The organism is Streptococcus sp. Marseille-Q6504, assembly GCF_965111625.1.
Window position 1 is genome coordinate 16689 of sequence record NZ_CBCOON010000002.1, and the last position, 18529, is coordinate 35217.

General features: G+C 41.5%; 19 protein-coding genes. 16 read left to right on the forward strand and 3 right to left on the reverse strand.

The window, feature by feature from the left end; all coding sequences use genetic code 11:
* The first annotated feature begins 421 nt into the window (after positions 1–421).
* Both ACWPUA_RS02190 and rpmH read left to right on the forward strand, forming a co-directional pair.
* The gene (locus ACWPUA_RS02190; RefSeq protein WP_036752183.1) at positions 422–1636 is read left to right on the forward strand and encodes a pyridoxal phosphate-dependent aminotransferase; all 1215 of its coding nucleotides are present in this window, start codon (positions 422–424) and stop codon (positions 1634–1636) included.
* A gap of 144 nt (positions 1637–1780) precedes the next feature.
* On the forward strand, positions 1781–1915 hold the full coding sequence (rpmH, locus tag ACWPUA_RS02195; RefSeq protein ID WP_000831905.1) for a 50S ribosomal protein L34: 135 nt from the start codon (positions 1781–1783) through the stop codon (positions 1913–1915).
* 182 nt (positions 1916–2097) lie between these two features.
* Here the strand turns inward: rpmH and ACWPUA_RS02200 are convergent, their stop codons facing one another.
* Positions 2098–3942 (reverse strand): APC family permease, encoded by a 1845-nt coding sequence (locus tag ACWPUA_RS02200; RefSeq protein ID WP_006151505.1) that lies wholly within the window; start codon positions 3940–3942, stop codon positions 2098–2100.
* A gap of 154 nt (positions 3943–4096) precedes the next feature.
* Here ACWPUA_RS02200 and ACWPUA_RS02205 point away from each other — a divergent pair, with 154 nt between their 5' ends.
* The 12 genes from ACWPUA_RS02205 to pflA all read left to right on the forward strand — a co-directional run bounded on the left by ACWPUA_RS02205 (position 4097) and on the right by pflA (position 15438).
* The gene (locus ACWPUA_RS02205) at positions 4097–4873 is read left to right on the forward strand and encodes a TatD family hydrolase (protein ID WP_454378848.1); all 777 of its coding nucleotides are present in this window, start codon (positions 4097–4099) and stop codon (positions 4871–4873) included.
* Complete coding sequence (gene rnmV, locus ACWPUA_RS02210; RefSeq protein ID WP_454378850.1) at positions 4870–5433, forward strand: ribonuclease M5; 564 nt, start codon at positions 4870–4872, stop codon at positions 5431–5433. Before ACWPUA_RS02205 ends, rnmV begins: the two co-directional genes overlap by 4 nt.
* 133 nt (positions 5434–5566) lie before the next feature.
* Positions 5567–6988 carry an SseB family protein gene (locus ACWPUA_RS02215; protein ID WP_454378852.1) on the forward strand — a complete coding sequence of 474 codons (1422 nt, stop codon included), beginning with the start codon at positions 5567–5569 and terminating at the stop codon, positions 6986–6988.
* Between the two features lie 36 nt (positions 6989–7024).
* A complete protein-coding gene (gene rsmA, locus ACWPUA_RS02220) occupies positions 7025–7897 on the forward strand; it encodes a 16S rRNA (adenine(1518)-N(6)/adenine(1519)-N(6))-dimethyltransferase RsmA (RefSeq protein WP_454378854.1) in 873 nt (290 codons plus the stop codon).
* Between the two features lies 1 nt (position 7898).
* On the forward strand, positions 7899–8777 hold the full coding sequence (rsgA, locus tag ACWPUA_RS02225) for a ribosome small subunit-dependent GTPase A (protein WP_414271844.1): 879 nt from the start codon (positions 7899–7901) through the stop codon (positions 8775–8777).
* A 10-nt stretch (positions 8778–8787) separates the two neighbouring features.
* On the forward strand, positions 8788–9444 hold the full coding sequence (rpe, locus tag ACWPUA_RS02230; protein WP_454378857.1) for a ribulose-phosphate 3-epimerase: 657 nt from the start codon (positions 8788–8790) through the stop codon (positions 9442–9444).
* A complete protein-coding gene (locus ACWPUA_RS02235; protein WP_454378859.1) occupies positions 9407–10069 on the forward strand; it encodes a thiamine diphosphokinase in 663 nt (220 codons plus the stop codon). Before rpe ends, ACWPUA_RS02235 begins: the two co-directional genes overlap by 38 nt.
* Before the next feature lies 1 nt (position 10070).
* Positions 10071–11327 (forward strand): DNA recombination protein RmuC, encoded by a 1257-nt coding sequence (rmuC, locus tag ACWPUA_RS02240; protein ID WP_454378861.1) that lies wholly within the window; start codon positions 10071–10073, stop codon positions 11325–11327.
* Positions 11317–12258, forward strand: coding sequence for a 3'-5' exoribonuclease YhaM family protein (locus tag ACWPUA_RS02245; protein WP_006152067.1), 942 nt, complete (start codon positions 11317–11319; stop codon positions 12256–12258). The genes rmuC and ACWPUA_RS02245 overlap by 11 nt, the downstream gene beginning before the upstream one ends.
* A gap of 102 nt (positions 12259–12360) precedes the next feature.
* On the forward strand, positions 12361–13185 hold the full coding sequence (gene purR / locus ACWPUA_RS02250; RefSeq protein WP_006147832.1) for a pur operon repressor: 825 nt from the start codon (positions 12361–12363) through the stop codon (positions 13183–13185).
* A 72-nt stretch (positions 13186–13257) separates the two neighbouring features.
* Positions 13258–14511 carry a diaminopimelate decarboxylase gene (locus ACWPUA_RS02255; protein WP_454378864.1) on the forward strand — a complete coding sequence of 418 codons (1254 nt, stop codon included), beginning with the start codon at positions 13258–13260 and terminating at the stop codon, positions 14509–14511.
* A gap of 132 nt (positions 14512–14643) precedes the next feature.
* Positions 14644–15438, forward strand: a complete 795-nt coding sequence (gene pflA, locus ACWPUA_RS02260) for a pyruvate formate-lyase-activating protein (RefSeq protein WP_004251620.1) — start codon at positions 14644–14646, stop codon at positions 15436–15438.
* 228 nt (positions 15439–15666) lie between these two features.
* On the opposite strand, the gene yidC is transcribed toward pflA, so the two are convergent.
* A complete protein-coding gene (yidC, locus tag ACWPUA_RS02265) occupies positions 15667–16593 on the reverse strand; it encodes a membrane protein insertase YidC (protein WP_036752222.1) in 927 nt (308 codons plus the stop codon).
* A 76-nt stretch (positions 16594–16669) separates the two neighbouring features.
* On the reverse strand, positions 16670–16948 hold the full coding sequence (locus ACWPUA_RS02270; protein WP_001174501.1) for an acylphosphatase: 279 nt from the start codon (positions 16946–16948) through the stop codon (positions 16670–16672).
* Positions 16949–16981: 33 nt separating this feature from the next.
* Between ACWPUA_RS02270 and ACWPUA_RS02275 the strand changes: the two genes are divergently transcribed.
* Together ACWPUA_RS02275 and ACWPUA_RS02280 are read left to right on the forward strand one after the other, a co-directional pair.
* Positions 16982–17722, forward strand: coding sequence for a TrmH family RNA methyltransferase (locus tag ACWPUA_RS02275; protein ID WP_454378867.1), 741 nt, complete (start codon positions 16982–16984; stop codon positions 17720–17722).
* Between the two features lie 54 nt (positions 17723–17776).
* Positions 17777–18460 (forward strand): Bax inhibitor-1/YccA family protein, encoded by a 684-nt coding sequence (locus ACWPUA_RS02280; RefSeq protein WP_036752231.1) that lies wholly within the window; start codon positions 17777–17779, stop codon positions 18458–18460.
* The last annotated feature ends 69 nt before the right edge of the window (positions 18461–18529 follow it).

Here is an 18529-nt window from a genome sequence, read left to right on the forward strand (position 1 = left end):
GAAAATGCAAAGATTTTAGTGTATAATATGAATTGACAGGGCAAGGAAATAAGTTGATGAGATGGTATTTTTACAACTAGACTCGGCTTAGTCTAACATTATTCCTAATGTTGGTCAGTCTACTTATTTTTTCTTTGCGTTTTGCTGAATGGAAGCAGAAATTCTTTTGTTCATGCAGTTACCATCCCTTACAATGACTTTGTTTTCGATCACCAGAGTTTCTCTACAAAGATTTTGGTCCAATTTGTCCAGCTTTTTAGAGAAATATATCTACTCTTTCTTCTCCAAAAATAGAAAGAAATCGACTTTGCTCTGTTACCTTGCGTTAAGCAAGGTTTTTTTGTGGAATAGTACTGAGAAATTTACGATTTCGTTTTGGAGTGGTATAATATTAACTATCCTGATGAATAGAGGAACTCGAATGAAAGAATTTAACAAATCAATAAAATTAGAGCATGTGGCTTATGATATCCGTGGTCCAGTTTTGGAAGAAGCTATGCGCATGCGCGCAAATGGAGAAAAAATTCTTCGTTTGAATACAGGGAACCCAGCTGAGTTTGGCTTTACAGCTCCAGATGAGGTTATCCACGACTTGATTATGAATGCCCGTGATAGTGAAGGCTATTCAGATTCAAAAGGTATCTTTTCAGCTCGTAAGGCCATCATGCAGTATTGCCAACTAAAGAAATTCCCCAATGTGGATATTGATGATATCTACCTTGGAAATGGGGTTAGTGAGCTAATCGTTATGTCTATGCAAGGTCTCTTGGACAATGGCGATGAAGTCTTGGTTCCTATGCCTGACTATCCACTTTGGACTGCTGCTGTCAGCTTGGCTGGGGGAAATGCCGTTCACTACATCTGTGATGAAGAAGCGGAATGGTATCCAGACCTAGATGATATTAAGTCTAAGATTAGTTCAAATACTAAGGCTATTGTTTTGATCAATCCCAATAACCCAACGGGGGCTCTCTATCCTAAAGAACTCTTACTAGATATCATCGAGATTGCTCGTCAAAATGACTTGATTATCTTTGCGGATGAAATTTACGACCGTATGGTTATGGATGGCAATGTCCACACACCAGTCGCAAGTTTGGCTCCAGACCTTTTCTGTGTCAGCATGAATGGTCTGTCTAAATCTCACCGTATCGCTGGGTTCCGTGTTGGTTGGATGGTCTTATCTGGACCTAAACATCACGTAAAAGGCTACATTGAAGGTCTCAATATGCTTTCAAATATGCGCCTCTGTTCGAATGTACTTGCCCAGCAGGTAGTTCAAACCTCTCTTGGTGGTCACCAGTCAGTGGATGAGTTGCTTCTTCCTGGTGGTCGTATCTATGAACAAAGAAACTTTATTTATAATGCTATTCAAGATATCCCTGGTTTATCAGCGGTTAAGCCAAAAGCGGGTCTTTATATCTTCCCTAAAATCGACCGCAATATGTACCGTATCGATGACGATGAACAATTTGTCCTTAATTTCTTGAAACAAGAAAAAGTGCTTTTGGTACATGGACGTGGTTTTAACTGGAAAGAACCAGATCACTTCCGTATCGTTTATCTACCACGTGTCGATGAGTTGGCCCAAATACAGGAAAAGATGACTCGCTTCTTGAAGCAGTATCGTAGATAAGGCTTTCATAGCAAAAAAGCTGGAAACATTTGTCAGAGCTATTGACAAATACGTAAGAATCAGATAGAATAGTAAAGTATGTTTAGTAACTGATCACTTTATAGCCGGCTAAACGAATACAAAATCTATGAGGAGGTATTCATCGTGAAACGTACTTATCAACCAAGTAAACTTCGTCGTGCGCGCAAACACGGATTCCGTAACCGTATGTCAACTAAAAACGGTCGTCGCGTATTGGCAGCTCGTCGTCGTAAAGGACGCAAAGTTTTGGCTGCATAATCCAAACAAATGAAACAAAGAAGTCAGTAGGAACTCGAGCCTACTGATTTTTCTTTTATCTAAAAGATAGAATTTTCTAAAGTTATTGATTGAGAATAAGCATTTTAGAAGACGTCTTGAAAAAATTACATATAGAAAAAGCTCAAAATCAGGAGGTGATTTCTCTGATTTTGAGCTTTTCTTTATTCTTTCAAATGATAAGAGTAGCTAGCCACGACGACATCTTCGTGCCATCTGAGAGCATATTTTAATTTAAGGCTCATTTGATTGTGGAGGATATTTTGCCAAGGTTTGTTAGGGATAAATTGGGGTACTAGAACTGTAACCGTGTAGTTCTTTTTCTTGGCTTCTTGAGAAATCTTTCGAACATATCGAACTGTAGGTGTGATAATATCGCGATAGCTGGTATTAATGTTTTTAAGAGTAATATTTGGGAAGTAATCGGCAAATTCTTGGAGGATTTCTTGGTCTTTTTCCTCAGTTTCCTTGGTGGAAATGTGCATGGCCAAAACTTCATCTCCTATGCTTTGAGCGTAGTTAATCGCTCCGACGCTGACTCGAGTAACATTTCCTACTAAGACAAGAACGACATTGCCGTCGTAGGTTTTCTTTTGAATCCCTTCATAAAGTCGAAGTTGTTTGGCCACCTTTTGGTAATGACTGTGGATGGACAAAAAGAGGAAGGTTAAGACTAGGATAATTGGGAAGAAGGGCCAGATATCCCCAAGCCTGAAGAGGAGTAGAATAAGGACAATGGTGTAACAAATGATAGCGCCGAGAATGTTAGCAAATGCAGATTTTAAGAAATGAGAGCCTTTTTCTTTTTTCCAGTGGCGAATCATCCCTGTTTGAGAAAGGGCAAAAGGAACAAAAACTCCGATAGTATAGAGAGGAATCAAGCGTTCTGTATTTCCGTTGAAAATAAGCAGAAGGATTATAGCACCAAAAGCTAAGGTTAAGATACCGTTTGAATAACCCAGGCGGTCTCCCTTTTCCATAAAGAGATGGGGCATGTACTTGTTCTTGGCCATATTGTAAGCTAACATCGGAAAGGCCGAAAAACCAGTATTTGCAGCAACGGCTAGAATTAGGGCAGTTGAGAATTGGAAGAGATAATAGACAATCTGACCGAGAGCTGAATCCCCTAAAATCCCTTTAGCCATTTGTGAGAGGATTGTTTCTCCGTGTTGAGGTGTAATCCCCATCCAGTAGTTTAAGAAGGTAATCCCTGCAAATAGAAATCCAAGGATAAGTGACATGATGGTTAGTGTCTGGGCAGCGTTCTTCTCTTTGGGAGTCTTGAAAAATGGAACGGCATTTGAGATCGCTTCAACTCCAGTTAGTGAGGCCGAACCGCTGGTAAAGGCTCTTAAAATTAGGACAATTGAGAGACTTGGGACAGTTTGACCAATTGCAGAAGTTGCATGATAACTGAGAGAACCTGTCAATAGTTGGAAGATACCAAACAATAAGAGGAAGACCGTACTAAAGATAAAGAGATAGACAGGGATCATCAGAGAGCTTGCGGATTCCTTTAGTCCTCGTAGATTTAAAAGCATGAGCAAACATACTAGAAAAATGGAGATGTGGAGGTTGTAAGGATGGAGGGCAGGAAGTGCAGCAGTGATAGCATCAGCTCCTGCTGCCACTGATACGGCTACTGTTAGCATATAGTCAACAAGCAGACTTCCCCCAGCAATCAAACCTAACTCAGGGGAGAGGTTTTCTCGAGTAACCATATAGGCACCTCCACCTTGAGGGTAGGCATGGATGATTTGTCTATAAGAAATGGTCAGGCTAGCTAATAGTAAGAGGACAAAAATGCCAATAGGGAGACTCCACCAGATAGCAAGCGGAGAAAGACTAGCCAATACGAGAACGACCTGTTCAGGTCCATAAGCGATAGAAGATAGGGCATCACTTGATAGCATTGCGAGTGCCTGCGTTTTTCCAAGTAGTCCTCCCTCGCCTTCAGTTAAGGACTTAAGGGGACGACCAATAAAGGTATATTTTAGTTTTGTAAACATTTTCTTTCCTTTTCTGAAAAAATTCAACAAGAGTTATTATACTGCTATGAAAAAAAGTCGTCAAGAAAAAATGAATGATTTCAAAATATTTTTTCCTATAAGGATGAGACTAGTTTTTTGGTATAATAGAAGGTAGAAAAACGAGGGAATATAAATGATTTTTGATACTCATACCCACTTGAATGTGGAAGAATTTTTGGGACGCGAAGAAGAAGAACTTACCTTAGCGGCTGAAATGGGCGTAACTCGGATGAACATTGTTGGTTTTGACAAACCGACTATTGAGCGGGCCATAGAACTAGCAGATAAGTATGACCAACTCTATGCGACGATTGGCTGGCATCCGACAGAGGCAGGGACTTATACAGAGGAAGTGGAGTCTTACTTGCTAGAAAAACTAAAACATCCTAAAGTTGTTGCCTTGGGTGAGATTGGTTTGGACTATCATTGGATGACAGCATCTAAAGAAGTGCAGGAACAAGTTTTCCGTCGTCAGATTCAGCTATCTAAGGAACTGGACTTACCTTTTGTAGTTCACACCCGTGATGCGCTAGAAGACACCTATGAGATTATTAAGAGCGAGGGAGTTGGTCCTCGTGGCGGGATTATGCACTCATTCTCAGGTTCTTTGGATTGGGCAGAGAAGTTCGTGGAGCTTGGTATGACTATTTCCTTTTCTGGGGTGGTGACTTTCAAGAAGGCGACAGATATTCAGGAAGCGGCCAAAGAGTTGCCTTTGGATAAGATTTTGGTAGAGACAGATGCACCTTATTTAGCCCCAGTACCCAAGCGTGGGCGTGAAAATAAGACAGCTTACACGCGCTATGTAGTAGGCTTTATTGCAGACTTGCGTGGCATGACGACAGAAGAATTGGCAGCTGTGACAAGTGCAAATGCCGAACGAATCTTTGGATTGGAACGTAAATCATGAAAGAGAAAATTTCCCAAGTCATCGTAGTCGAAGGGCGTGACGATACGGCTAATCTCAAACGCTATTTTGATGTGGAGACCTATGAGACTCGTGGCTCGGCTATCAATGAGCAGGACCTTGAACGAATCCAACGTCTACACCAACGTCATGGGGTGATTGTTTTTACAGATCCTGATTATAATGGGGAACGAATCCGGCGCCTGATTATGACCGCTATTCCGACAGTTCAACACGCTTTTCTCAAACGTGATGAAGCTGTTCCTAAGTCCAAGACCAAGGGACGTTCCCTAGGAATCGAACATGCCAGTTATGAAGACTTGAAAACAGCACTGGCTCAAGTAACAGAGCAATTTGAAGTAGAAAGTGACTTTGATATTAGCCGTAGTGACTTGATTCGCCTTGGTTTTCTAGCAGGCGCAGACAGCCGAAAACGCAGAGAATATTTAGGAGAGAATCTTCGTATCGGTTATTCCAATGGCAAACAACTCCTCAAGCGTTTGGAATTATTTGGGATCAGCTTGGCAGAAGTTGAAGATGCCATGAAATCGTATGAGAATTGAGAAACTGCCCCAAAATACCAAGGGAATATGATACAATAGAAGTAATCATATACGGTTTAATCAGGCTTGGTAGCAAGCATTAGAAAAGTGACTCCATAGGAATTGAGCTAAGTGGAGATGATGAGGAAAAGTTATGGGAATCTTTGATTTTTTAAAAAAGACAGAAGCAACAAAATCTACTGAAACAACTGAATCCAATAAGGAAGCAGAAGAGGCGAAAGGCAATGCTTGCGTAGGTGTTCTAGATTTGTTCCCGATGAAGGAAACGAACCAATTATTGATTGTTGGGAGTCTAGAAGGCAGTATCAAGGTTGGAGATCAGTTGCAGTTTTGTAATCCCGACCAAGGAATGGAAAGTCTTGGTACTGTAGAGATTAAAAAACTTAGCAGTCAAAACAAAGATGCAGATAGTCTAACGGATGAAGTTCTTGCCCATCTAGTGGTTGATAGGAATCCTTCTTTGGATAAACTGAAAAAAGGAAGTGTGCTCTTTAGTTCAGGTGTTGAGGAAGAGCAAAAATTATCTAGCTATTCAGATGCTCTTTATCGTGCTTTTGTAGCCATTCAAGAGGGTCAATTGACTAATGAAGACTATTTGGCAACTAGCCTTGATGACAGTGTAGAGATTTTACGTCTCTTTTTATGGAAATGCCGTCAAAATCAGGAAGCTGAAAGCGAAGAAAGCTATCAAACCAACACTCGCAAGTTGGAACGTCTAGCGGAGATCGTTAAAGATAAGCTCTTAGAAGCAGATGCAGTTTATGCAGTTTATTCGGAAAAAACAGGCGAACCTTACCTTTTCTCAATGACCTATGACAGAGGTGAGGAAGGTTATCTGTGTACTGATCCCATGATCATGCTTTTGACACCATCTTGGTATCGCCAATTCAAGGAAACCATTGATAGCCGACCAAACTCAGTCGTAAAACTGATTGAAAATACGGAAGATAAAAAAGGGATTGAGAATTTCCTTGGGACAGCCTTTTACCTAAATGGTGCCTTGGGAGCAATCTTTAATTCCAAGGAAGTCAGCATTAGTGCCTCAGCCTTGGTTCAAAAACCAGATTTTTCTGATTTGCCAGAAATACAAGTGCCTGTCATGAATCCTGACCTGGTAAGATGGATGCTCCTGATGGGACAGATGGACCAACCGACTACAGAAGAGCAAGAACTAGTTTATGGACTTTACTACAAGTTCTTCTCTATGGCTATGCCTAAAGCAAAATTCTTGCTTCCATTAGATGCAGCATCAGGATTCCCAGAGGATAATTCAGAAGGGAATTCCTTTGTTTTGGAAAAAGACGCTAACTTTAATATTCCCGTTAGAGAAGGAAAAGATGGACGAAATTCCGTCCCAGTCTTTACCGATTGGAAACGTCTGAGAATGGTCTTTGATGAAAAGTGGAATGGCATGATTGAAGAAGCTGGAGGCATGATTGAAGGTTTTGACTATGCCATAAACCCCACGGAATACTATGAAGCAGGTGCTTATGTTAGTCTAACAGCTTTTAAAGAAATGCAAGAGCTCAGTGACAAGCAAAGAGGAAGAGCTTAAGATTAGAAAGTTCTTTAAAATTAGAAAAGAGAATAGATGAGAATTGCAGATTATAGCGTGACCAAGGCAGTACTGGAGCGTCACGGTTTTACCTTTAAAAAATCCTTCGGGCAAAATTTCTTGACCGATACCAATATCCTTCAAAAGATTGTGGATACGGCTGAAGTTGATGACCAGGTCAATGTTATTGAAATTGGTCCAGGGATTGGTGCTTTGACGGAATTTTTAGCTGAGCGTGCAGCTGAAGTCATGGCCTTTGAGATTGATCACCGCTTGGTACCAATCCTAGCGGATACCCTGCGTGATTTTGACAATGTGACCGTAGTCAATGAGGACATTCTAAAAGTTGACCTAGCGCAGCATATCCAAAATTTTAAAAACCCTGACTTACCAATCAAGGTAGTAGCTAACTTGCCTTACTATATCACAACTCCTATTCTCATGCACTTGATCGAGAGTGGCATTCCTTTTAGTGAGTTTGTGGTCATGATGCAAAAAGAAGTGGCAGATCGTATCTCTGCTCAACCAAATACCAAGGCTTACGGTAGCTTGTCGATTGCAGTTCAGTATTATATGACTGCCAAGGTTGCCTTTATCGTTCCTCGTACAGTATTTGTGCCAGCGCCAAACGTAGATTCAGCTATCTTAAAAATGGTGCGCCGTCCAGAACCAGCTGTGTCGGTTGAAGATGAGAACTTCTTCTTTAAGGTTTCCAAGGCTAGTTTCACCCATCGTCGTAAGACCTTGTGGAACAACTTGACAGGCTACTTTGGGAAGACTGAGGAAATCAAGGATAAGCTGACCAAGGCTTTGGACCAAGCAGGCTTGTCACCGAGTGTGCGTGGTGAAGCTCTGGGCTTAGAAGAATTTGCCAGTCTAGCTGACGCACTTAAAGAACAAGGACTCTAAGATGCAGGGACAAATTATTAAAGCCTTGGCGGGTTTCTACTATGTGGAGAGTGATGGCAAGGTTTATCAAACACGCGCGCGTGGGAATTTTCGTAAAAAAGGCCACACACCCTATGTTGGGGATTGGGTAGATTTTTCTGCAGAGGAAAATTCCGAAGGTTATATCCTCAAAATTCATGAACGAAAAAATAGTCTGGTTCGTCCACCCATTGTCAATATTGACCAGGCCGTTGTCATTATGTCTGTTAAAGAACCTGATTTTAATAGCAATTTGCTGGATCGCTTCTTGGTTCTTTTAGAGCATAAGGGCATTCATCCTATCGTTTATATTTCTAAAATGGACCTCATGTCAGATCGAGGAGAACTGGATTTTTACGAGCAGACCTATGGTGCTATTGGTTATGATTTTGTGACTAGTAAAGAGGAACTCTTGCCCTTGTTGACAGGCAAAGTGACAGTCTTTATGGGGCAGACAGGTGTTGGAAAGTCAACCCTCCTTAATAAAATTGCTCCTGACCTCAATCTAGAGACGGGAGAAATCTCTGATAGTCTAGGCCGTGGTCGTCATACTACTCGAGCTGTTAGTTTTTACAATCTTAATGGAGGCAAAATCGCAGATACACCAGGTTTTTCGTCGCTAGATTATGAAGTATCAAGTGCTGAAGAGCTGAACCAGGCCTTTCCAGAGATTGCTAGTGTCAGTCGCGACTGTAAGTTCCGTACTTGTACGCATACTCATGAGCCATCTTGTGCAGTGAAACCAGCAGTAGAAGAGGGCATCATTGCAAACTTCCGTTTCGACAACTATCTGCAATTCCTCAGTGAGATTGAAAATCGCAGAGAAACCTATAAAAAAGTCAGCAAAAAAATTCCAAAATAAGGAGAAACCTATGTCTCAATACAAGATTGCTCCGTCAATTCTGGCAGCAGATTATGCCAACTTTGAACGTGAAATTAAACGCCTAGAAGCAACTGGGGCAGAATACGCCCATATCGATATCATGGATGGTCACTTTGTACCTCAGATCAGCTTTGGTGCAGGTGTAGTCGAAAGTCTTCGACCTCATAGTAAGATGGTCTTTGACTGTCACTTGATGGTCTCTAACCCAGAACATCATTTAGAGGATTTTGCGCGTGCAGGAGCAGATATCATCAGCATCCATGTCGAGGCAACACCTCATATCCATGGCGCTCTTCAAAAGATTCGTTCTCTCGGTGTTAAACCTTCGGTTGTCATTAACCCAGGTACACCTGTTGAGGCTATCAAACACGTTCTTCACTTAGTTGATCAAGTTTTGGTCATGACGGTTAACCCTGGTTTTGGTGGTCAAGCCTTTCTACCTGAAACCATGGATAAGATTCGTGAGTTAGTTGCCCTTCGTGAAGAAAAAGGACTGAACTTTGAGATTGAAGTGGATGGCGGGATTGATGATAAAACGATTGCTCAAGCCAAAGAGGCTGGTGCTACAGTCTTTGTAGCAGGATCTTATGTCTTTAAGGGAGATGTCAATGAACGAGTGCAAGCCCTCAGAAATCAACTGGGCTAAAGCTGCAGTTTTTGCAGGGGGAGACCGCGGTCACTACCGGACAGATTTTGACCGTTTTGTCGGTGTAGATCGAGGCTCACTCTGGATATTGGAAGAAGAACTTGCTCTTGCTTTAGCAGTTGGGGATTTTGATTCTGTGACTGTAGAAGAACGTCAGTTGATTCAAGAACGTGCCCAACACTTTGTCCAAGCTCAGCCAGAGAAGGATGATACCGATCTGGAACTAGCACTTTTAACGATTTTTGAAAAAAATCCTCAGGCTCAGGTGACCATTTTTGGTGCCCTAGGTGGTCGCATCGACCATATGCTGGCCAATGTCTTTCTGCCTAGCAATCCTAAATTGGCGCCCTATATGCGTCAAATAGAGATTGAGGATGGGCAAAACTTGATTGCCTATTGTCCAGAAGGTACCAGTCAACTAGAGCCACGTTCGGACTATGATTATCTAGCTTTTATGCCTGTGAGGGATAGTCAGTTGACTATTCTTGGTGCCAAGTATGAACTGACAGAGGAGAATTTTTTCTTTAAGAAAGTTTACGCTTCTAACGAATATATAGATAGGGAAGTTTCGGTGACTTGCCCAGATGGCTATGTAGTCGTGCTGCATAGCAAGGACAGGAGATAGGATGGATATTATATTACTACTGTTACTAATTGCTAACCTAGCCGGCCTCTTTCTTATTTGGCAGAGGCAGGACAAGCAGGAGAAATACCTGACCAAAAGTTTAGAAGACCAGGCAGATAACCTTTCAGATCAGTTGGATTATCGATTTGAACAAGCGCGACAAGCAAGCCAGCTGGACCAAAAAAATCTTGAAGTGGCTGTTAGCGACCGTTTGCAGGAGGTGCGAATCGAATTGCACCAAGGTCTGACTCAGGTTCGACAGGAGATGAATGAAAACCTCCTCCAAACCAGAGATAAGACCGACCAACGACTACAGGCCTTGCAGGAATCAAATGAGCAACGTTTAGAGCAGATGCGCCAAACGGTCGAGGAAAAGTTAGAAAAGACCTTGCAGACACGCTTGCAAGCGTCTTTCGAGACAGTTTCAAAACAACTGGAATCTGTCAATCGCGGCCTTGGAGAAATGCAGACGGTTGCCCGTGATGTCGGCGCTCTTAATAAGGTCTTATCTGGTACAAAAACTCGAGGAATTTTAGGAGAATTACAACTGGGGCAGATTATCGAAGATATCATGACACCTGCTCAGTATGAACGAGAATTTGCAACGGTTGAAAATTCGAGTGAGCGAGTCGAGTACGCCATCAAGTTGCCTGGACAAGGCGACCAAGAATATGTCTATCTACCGATTGATTCTAAGTTTCCACTGGCAGCTTATTACCGTCTGGAAGAATCCTATGAAGCAGGTGACAAGGACGAGATTGAGCGCTGTCGTAAGTCTCTCCTAGCAAGCGTCAAGCGTTTTGCTAAGGATATTAAGAGTAAGTACCTGGCGCCACCTCGGACAACCAATTTTGGAGTCTTGTTTGTTCCGACAGAAGGTCTTTACTCAGAAATCGTTAGAAATCCTATTTTCTTTGATGGCTTGAGACGGGAAGAGCAGATTATCGTTGCGGGACCAAGTACCTTGTCAGCCCTTCTTAACTCCCTATCGGTCGGCTTCAAGACTCTGAATATCCAAAAGAGTGCTGACCATATTAGCCAAACTCTAGCCAACGTCAAAACCGAATTTGGCAAGTTTGGTGGCATTCTGGTTAAAGCGCAAAAACACCTCCAACATGCCACTGGTAATATTGATGAATTGTTAAACCGACGTACTTCAGCTATCGAGCGAACTCTCCGACATATTGAATTGTCAGAAGGTGAGCCTATGCTTGATTTGCTCCAGTTCCAAGAAGATGAGGAAGAATATGAAGATTAGTCACATGAAAAAAGATGAACTGTTCGAAGGCTTTTACCTGATCAAATCAGCCGATCTGAGACAGACGCGTGCTGGGAAAAATTACCTAGCTTTCACCTTCCAAGATGATAGCGGGGAAATCGAAGGAAAGCTCTGGGATGCCCAACCTCATAACGTTGAGGCCTTTACTGCAGGAAAAGTTGTCCACATGCAGGGACGTCGGGAAGTTTATAACAATACTCCACAGGTCAATCAAATCACCCTTCGCTTACCTCAGCCTGGCGAACCCAATGACCCAGCAGACTTCAAGGTCAAATCACCAGTGGATGTTAAAGAAATCCGTGAGTACATGGCACAGATGATTTTCAAGATTGAAAATCCCATCTGGCAACGAATCGTTCGGGCCCTCTATACCAAATATGATAAAGAATTTTATTCTTATCCAGCTGCAAAAACCAACCACCATGCCTTTGAAACAGGGCTTGCTTATCATACAGCGACTATGGTTCGTTTAGCAGAGGCAATTGCAGATGTCTACCCACAGCTCAATAAGAGCTTGCTCTATGCGGGAATTATGCTTCATGACCTGGCTAAGGTTATTGAGTTAACAGGTCCGGACCAGACAGAGTATACAGTGAGAGGAAATCTTATCGGCCATATCGCTTTGATTGATAGCGAGATTACCAAAGCAGTTATGGAACTTGGTATCGATGACACTCGAGAAGAAGTGGTGCTTCTGCGCCATGTGATTCTCAGTCACCATGGATTACTCGAGTATGGTAGTCCAGTTCGTCCTCGTGTGATGGAAGCTGAAATTATTCATATGATTGATAATTTGGATGCGAGTATGATGATGATGTCAACAGCTCTGGCTCTTGTTGATGAGGGTGAAATGACCAATAAAGTCTTTGCAATGGACAATCGTTCCTTCTACAAGCCAAAATTAGACTAGAAACTAAAAAAATGAGCTTTATTTAGACAATAAAGTTCGTTTTTTTTGCTTTAGTGTGTTATAATGAGAAAAAGACTAATTAAAAAGAATGGTGAATAACTAATGAAATTAAGAAGAAGTGATCGGATGGTTGTTATTTCCAATTATTTGATTAACAATCCATACAAATTAACCAGTCTCAATACCTTTGCGGAAAAGTATGAATCTGCCAAATCTTCTATTTCAGAAGATATTGTCATTATTAAGCGCGCCTTTGAAGAAATTGAAATCGGCCATATTCAAACGGTGACAGGTGCTGGTGGTGGGGTTATTTTCACACCATCTATCTCTACCCTTGAGTCCAAAACAATCATCCAAGAGCTTCGCGATAAACTTTCAGAGAGTGACCGCATTCTGCCAGGTGGCTACATTTATTTGTCTGATCTCCTTAGTACTCCGGCTATTTTAAAAAATATTGGACGTATTATTGCCAAGAGTTTTATGGACCAAAAGATTGATGCTGTTATGACGGTAGCGACCAAAGGGGTTCCGCTTGCAAATGCAGTAGCAAATGTTCTCAACGTACCTTTTGTCATTGTCCGTCGTGACTTGAAAATCACAGAAGGTTCAACTGTGAGTGTTAACTATGTTTCAGGTTCTAGCGACCGTATTGAAAAAATGTTCCTTTCAAAACGTAGCCTTAAAGCAGGAAGCCGTGTCCTGATTGTTGATGACTTCTTGAAAGGCGGAGGAACGATTAACGGTATGATTAGCCTTTTAACAGAGTTTGATTCTGAGTTAGCTGGTGTAGCTGTTTTTGCTGATAATGCTCAGGAAGATCGTGAACAGCAGTTTGACTACAAATCACTCTTAAAAGTTACCAATATTGATGTGAAGAACCAACAAATTGAAGTTGAAGTTGGGAATATCTTCGAAACAGAAAAATAAGAGAGAATAAGATGCTTAAAGGTTGGAACTTTCGTCCCAGCCTTTCTTTGATAATGAATATGAAGGAGCCCTATGAAGACGCCATTTATTAAACGTGAAGACTTAGAAAAGATTGTTGAAGAGTTTCCAACTCCCTTCCATCTCTACGATGAAAAAGGTATTCGCGAGAAAGCACGCGCAGTTAATGAAGCTTTCTCTTGGAATAAAGGCTTTAAAGAATACTTCGCAGTTAAGGCAACCCCAACTCCAGCTATCTTGAAGATTTTGCAAGAAGAAGGATGTGGAGTGGATTGTTCTAGTTATGTAGAGCTCTTGATGAGTCACAAGCTTGGGTTTACAGGGGCGGAGATGATGTTTTCATCAAACAATACACCAGACCAAGAGTACGCCTATGCCCGCAAATTAGGGGCGACGATCAACTTGGATGCCTTTGAAGATATCGACCATTTAGAGCGCGCTGCGGGAATTCCTGAGATTATCTCTTGCCGTTACAATCCTGGTGGCGTATTTGAACTAGGAACGGATATTATGGATAATCCTGGTGAAGCTAAGTTCGGGATGACAAAGGAACAGCTCTTTGAAGCCTTTGCTATCTTGAAAGAAAAGGGAGCAAGAACTTTTGGGATTCATTCCTTCCTAGCTTCCAATACTGTTACTCATCTCTATTATCCAGAATTGGCGCGACAGCTTTTTGAATTAGCTGTAGAAATAAAAGATAAATTAGGAATCTCCCTTGATTTCATCAATCTTTCTGGAGGAATCGGGGTCAACTACCGCCCAGAACAAGAGCCTAATGACATTGCTTTAATTGGTGAGGGTGTTCGTCAGGTTTATGAAGAAGTTCTTACGCCAGCAGGTCTTGGTCAAGTTAAGATTTTTACAGAACTAGGACGCTTTATGTTGGCACCTCATGGAATTCTAGTGACTAAAGTAACCCATAAAAAGAAAACCTACCGAACTTATCTCGGAGTAGATGCATCAGCTGTCAATCTTATGAGACCGGCTATGTATGGAGCTTATCACCACATCACCAATATGATGAATCCTGACGGTCAGACGGAGGTAGTTGATGTTGTTGGCTCTCTTTGTGAAAACAACGATAAGTTTGCAGTTAATCGTGAACTACCTCAAACAGAAATTGGTGATTTGTTAGTCATTCATGATACAGGTGCGCATGGCTTCTCTATGGGCTACCAGTACAATGCCAAACTTCGTTCAGCAGAGGTTCTCTATACAGAGGACGGTGGTGCACGGCTAATCCGTAGAGCAGAGCGACCTGAGGACTATTTTGCAACTCTCTATGGATTCGAATTTGACAAGGATTAGAAAAATTTTTGAAAATCATGAAAGTTGAAAGTGAAAAACAGTTTGTTTTCTAAAAAATAGACAAAATCTGTGGTTTTTCTTTTCAGGCATGATATAATAAAGCTATAAAACGGTTTCAAGGAAGGTGACGTGATGTCTGAAGAAACAATTGACTATGGACAAGTGACAGGAATGGTGCATTCGACAGAGAGTTTTGGGGCGGTAGATGGCCCTGGGATTCGTTTTATTGTCTTTTTGCAGGGCTGTCAGATGCGTTGCCAATATTGCCATAACCCTGACACATGGGCGATGGAAACCAATAAATCTCGTGTACGAACAGTAGATGATGTTCTAGAAGAAGCGCTTCGTTATCGTGGTTTCTGGGGAGACAAGGGAGGTATCACAGTCAGTGGAGGAGAAGCTCTCTTGCAGATTGATTTCTTGATTGCCCTCTTTACCAAAGCAAAAGAAAAAGGAATCCACTGTACCTTGGATACTTGTGCCCTTCCATTCCGTAATAAACCACGCTATCTAGAAAAGTTCAATAAGTTAATGGCCGTGACAGACTTGGTTCTTCTTGATATCAAGGAAATCAACGAAGCACAACACAAGATTGTAACCAGTCAAACCAATAAAAATATCTTGGCATGTGCTCAGTACTTGTCAGATATTGGGAAACCTGTTTGGATTCGTCACGTTCTTGTGCCTGGATTGACAGACCGTGATGAAGATTTGATTGAGCTTGGTAAGTTCGTAAAAACTCTTAAAAACGTTGATAAGTTTGAAATCCTACCCTACCACACTATGGGAGAATTCAAATGGCGCGAGCTTGGCATTCCGTATTCTCTTGAAGGGGTTAAACCTCCAACGGCAGATCGTGTGAAGAATGCTAAGGAATTGATGGATACAGAAAGTTATCAAGATTACATGAAACGTGTACATGGATAAAAAGAAGCCTGATGGGAACATCGGGCTTTTCTGATATGAAAAAGAGAGTGGGACAGAAATCGGTAATTCGTTAGAATTCGATTTCGTCGTCCCACCTCCGCACAGTTGAGTAGGGCTGTAAAAGATGATGAAATCAGCGTAGTAGAGCCCACTCAACCACTGCGTCTTGCTCGACAATCCAAAGACAATTGAGAGGCTAGGACTTTTGTCCCAGCCTCCTTTTATTTTTTATCTAGAATGTTGTTTTCCAGAATTGCGTTTTTTATTTTTCTTCTTAGTAGAAGTTGAGATAACTGCTGCTGATTCAGGAGTTACATCTTTACGAGCACCTGAAGTTTTGCTTGCTTTTGGTGGGTTCTTGGCATATTCTTCACGTACTTTTTTACGAAGTTTTGGACGAATGATGTAGTTGACGATGAATTGTTGAAGGATCATCATGAAACCACCGACAACCCAGTAAAGCGTAACGCTGGCTGGTGAAAAGATTGAGAACATGACAATCATCATTGGACTCATGTAAATCATCTTCTTGAGTTGTTCTCTTTGAGTCTCATCTTCAACTCCGTGTAGTGAAAGGAGCGATTGGACGTAGTAGAGAACACCTGCACAGGCGATAAGAATCCAACTTGGAGAACCAAGTGCGATTCCTAAGAAGCTAGCTTCAGCAACACCTTCTGTATGTTGAGCAGCAAAGTAGATCGCTGAGAAGAAAGGCATTTGGATGAGGAGAGGGAAACATCCTACTCCGCCAAACATGCTGATACCGTGCTCTTTTTGAGCAGCAAAGAGAGCTTGTTGGGCTTCCAGTTTTTCTTCTTGAGTTGTTGCTTCTTTGAGACGAGTTTGATGTGGCTCAAGAACATGCTTGAGGGCGTTCATCTTTTCAGAGTGAAGAGTTGCCTTCCATGATTGGTAGATACCAAGTGGTAAAATAATCAAGCGGACGATAATGGTTACGATAATAATAGCGACCCCGAAGCCTAGCCCTTTATCAGTAGCAAAGTACTTGATAGCTTCAGCCATAGGTGCTCCGATTGTATTCCAAATAAATCCTGTTGGTTGTCCAGTTGCTTTATCAACCTGGACACAGCCTGTTAAGACTAATAGCATGGCCACTCCCATGATAGAGAGGGCGATTCGTTTAATTGATTTCACTGTTTTAATTCCTTCTTAAAAATGATACCTTTCTATTCTACTGTTTTTTTTGAAAATATACAATAGTTCTAGAGACCTAATTTGCTACTTTGAAATCTGAATAGGATGGGAAGTTGCTCAATTGAACATCTAGATAAGTTACTTTTGAGAAGGGAGTAGGTCCTTTTCGAATCTCTTGGATGAACTTAGCCATGATAGCTGAAGACTCTGCTTGGGCAAGAATTTCAACGGTTCCGTCATCATTGTTCCAGACACGACCAGTGATTCCACCTAGTTCGAGGGCAAGGGTGTAGACGCCCCAGCGGAAACCAACGCCTTGAACTCGACCCTGTGCGATCATTTTGACCTTTTGCATACCAAACCTCCTTGATTGTGTTATAATACTCCTATGACTATTATAACCTCTAAAGCCAATTCTGTGGTAAAAAATGCCAAGAAATTGCATCAAAAAAAATATCGAAAATCTTCTTATTTAATTGAAGGATGGCATTTGTTTGAAGAGGCTGTTCAGGCTGGTGCAAAGATAGAGAGAATTTTTTCCCTTTCAGAGTATGGTGAAAAATTAACGGACTACCCTCAGACTGTCTTTGTGGCCGAAGAAATTTTGCTTGATTTGGCAGATTCACAAACTCCTCAGGGCATTGTAGCCATTGTTCAAAAGGAGGAAGAGCAGTTGCCGGATTTCACCTCTGGAAAATATCTTTTCTTGGAAGACGTGCAGGACCCTGGAAATGTTGGCACGATGATCCGAACGGCAGATGCGGCAGGTTTTTCTGGAGTCATTGTTTCAAGCAAGTCAGCAGATATATATAGCTTGAAGACTCTCCGATCCATGCAGGGCAGTCATTTTCATGTACCGATTTATCGGATGCCTATTGAAACTTTTGTTGAAGAGGCTAAAAAGGGCAATTTACCAATTCTAGCAACTACTTTGTCCCAAAACTCTAAAGATTATCGTGAGCTTGCTCAGCTAGCAGATTTCGTCTTGGTTATGGGAAATGAAGGTCAAGGCATTAGTCCATTCATGACAAATCAGGCAGATCAACTGGTTCATATTACCATGAAAGGGCAAGCGGAAAGTCTCAACGTTGCCATTGCTGCAGGCATACTCATGTTTTATTTGAGTTAAATTGTTTTATTTTTGTTATAATAAGTAAAAAGATTTCATAAGGAGAAAAAAGATATGAATCAAACAATTATTCAAGAACGTTCTGGTCTGAATCAATTTTATGCAAAAGTCTATGCTTTTGTCGGGATTGGGATTGCCTTATCTGCAATTGTTTCAGCCTTGATGTTAACAACCTTCCAAGATCTTCTTGTTCAGTTAATGATTAACGCCCGTATATGGCTAATCGTAACAGGAATTGTAGAAGTAGCTCTAGTGATTTTTGCGAGTGGTTTAGCGGTAAAGAATAGTCCAGCAACCTTTCCAATATTTCTGCTCTACTCAGCGGTTAATGGTTTTTCACTAAGCTTCATTGTTTCGCTCTATCTTCCTGGGACAGTTTTGACAGCCTTTATCTCCAGTGCAGCCCTCTTCTTTGTGATGGCTATCGTAGGAGTAGTCATTAAAAAGGATTTGAGTGGAATCGGTCGTGCTTTGATTGCAGCCTTATTTGGTCTGATACTGGCCATGGTTGTTAATATCTTCTTAAATAGTGGCCTAATGGACTACATTATTAGTATTGTTATGGTGCTTGTTTTTGCAGGTTTGATTGCTTGGGATAATCAAAAAATTCGTTATGTTTACGAAGAGTCAGATGGACAGGTAGCTACAGGCTGGGCAATTTCTTTAGCACTTAGCCTCTACCTCGACTTTATCAACCTCTTCCTTAGCTTCCTACGTATCTTTGGAAGAGACGATTAATACTTTTAGAGCTCAAATGAGCTCTTTTTTAATTTTTACTTTCCTTTTTACTAACAAAAAGGTATAATC

Excerpts from the sequence above, each read along its gene's own strand:
- ACWPUA_RS02190 (WP_036752183.1), top strand. The coding sequence starts at position 422 with ATGAAAGAATTTAACAAATCAATAAAATTAGAGCATGTGGCTTATGAT.
- ACWPUA_RS02200 (WP_006151505.1), bottom strand. The coding sequence starts at position 3,942 with ATGTTTACAAAACTAAAATATACCTTTATTGGTCGTCCCCTTAAGTCC.
- ACWPUA_RS02205 (WP_454378848.1), top strand. The coding sequence starts at position 4,097 with ATGATTTTTGATACTCATACCCACTTGAATGTGGAAGAATTTTTGGGA.
- rnmV (WP_454378850.1), top strand. The coding sequence starts at position 4,870 with ATGAAAGAGAAAATTTCCCAAGTCATCGTAGTCGAAGGGCGTGACGAT.
- ACWPUA_RS02215 (WP_454378852.1), top strand. The coding sequence starts at position 5,567 with ATGGGAATCTTTGATTTTTTAAAAAAGACAGAAGCAACAAAATCTACT.
- rsmA (WP_454378854.1), top strand. The coding sequence starts at position 7,025 with ATGAGAATTGCAGATTATAGCGTGACCAAGGCAGTACTGGAGCGTCAC.
- rsgA (WP_414271844.1), top strand. The coding sequence starts at position 7,899 with ATGCAGGGACAAATTATTAAAGCCTTGGCGGGTTTCTACTATGTGGAG.
- rpe (WP_454378857.1), top strand. The coding sequence starts at position 8,788 with ATGTCTCAATACAAGATTGCTCCGTCAATTCTGGCAGCAGATTATGCC.
- ACWPUA_RS02235 (WP_454378859.1), top strand. The coding sequence starts at position 9,407 with ATGAACGAGTGCAAGCCCTCAGAAATCAACTGGGCTAAAGCTGCAGTT.
- rmuC (WP_454378861.1), top strand. The coding sequence starts at position 10,071 with ATGGATATTATATTACTACTGTTACTAATTGCTAACCTAGCCGGCCTC.
- ACWPUA_RS02245 (WP_006152067.1), top strand. The coding sequence starts at position 11,317 with ATGAAGATTAGTCACATGAAAAAAGATGAACTGTTCGAAGGCTTTTAC.
- purR (WP_006147832.1), top strand. The coding sequence starts at position 12,361 with ATGAAATTAAGAAGAAGTGATCGGATGGTTGTTATTTCCAATTATTTG.
- ACWPUA_RS02255 (WP_454378864.1), top strand. The coding sequence starts at position 13,258 with ATGAAGACGCCATTTATTAAACGTGAAGACTTAGAAAAGATTGTTGAA.
- pflA (WP_004251620.1), top strand. The coding sequence starts at position 14,644 with ATGTCTGAAGAAACAATTGACTATGGACAAGTGACAGGAATGGTGCAT.
- ACWPUA_RS02270 (WP_001174501.1), bottom strand. The coding sequence starts at position 16,948 with ATGCAAAAGGTCAAAATGATCGCACAGGGTCGAGTTCAAGGCGTTGGT.
- ACWPUA_RS02275 (WP_454378867.1), top strand. The coding sequence starts at position 16,982 with ATGACTATTATAACCTCTAAAGCCAATTCTGTGGTAAAAAATGCCAAG.
- ACWPUA_RS02280 (WP_036752231.1), top strand. The coding sequence starts at position 17,777 with ATGAATCAAACAATTATTCAAGAACGTTCTGGTCTGAATCAATTTTAT.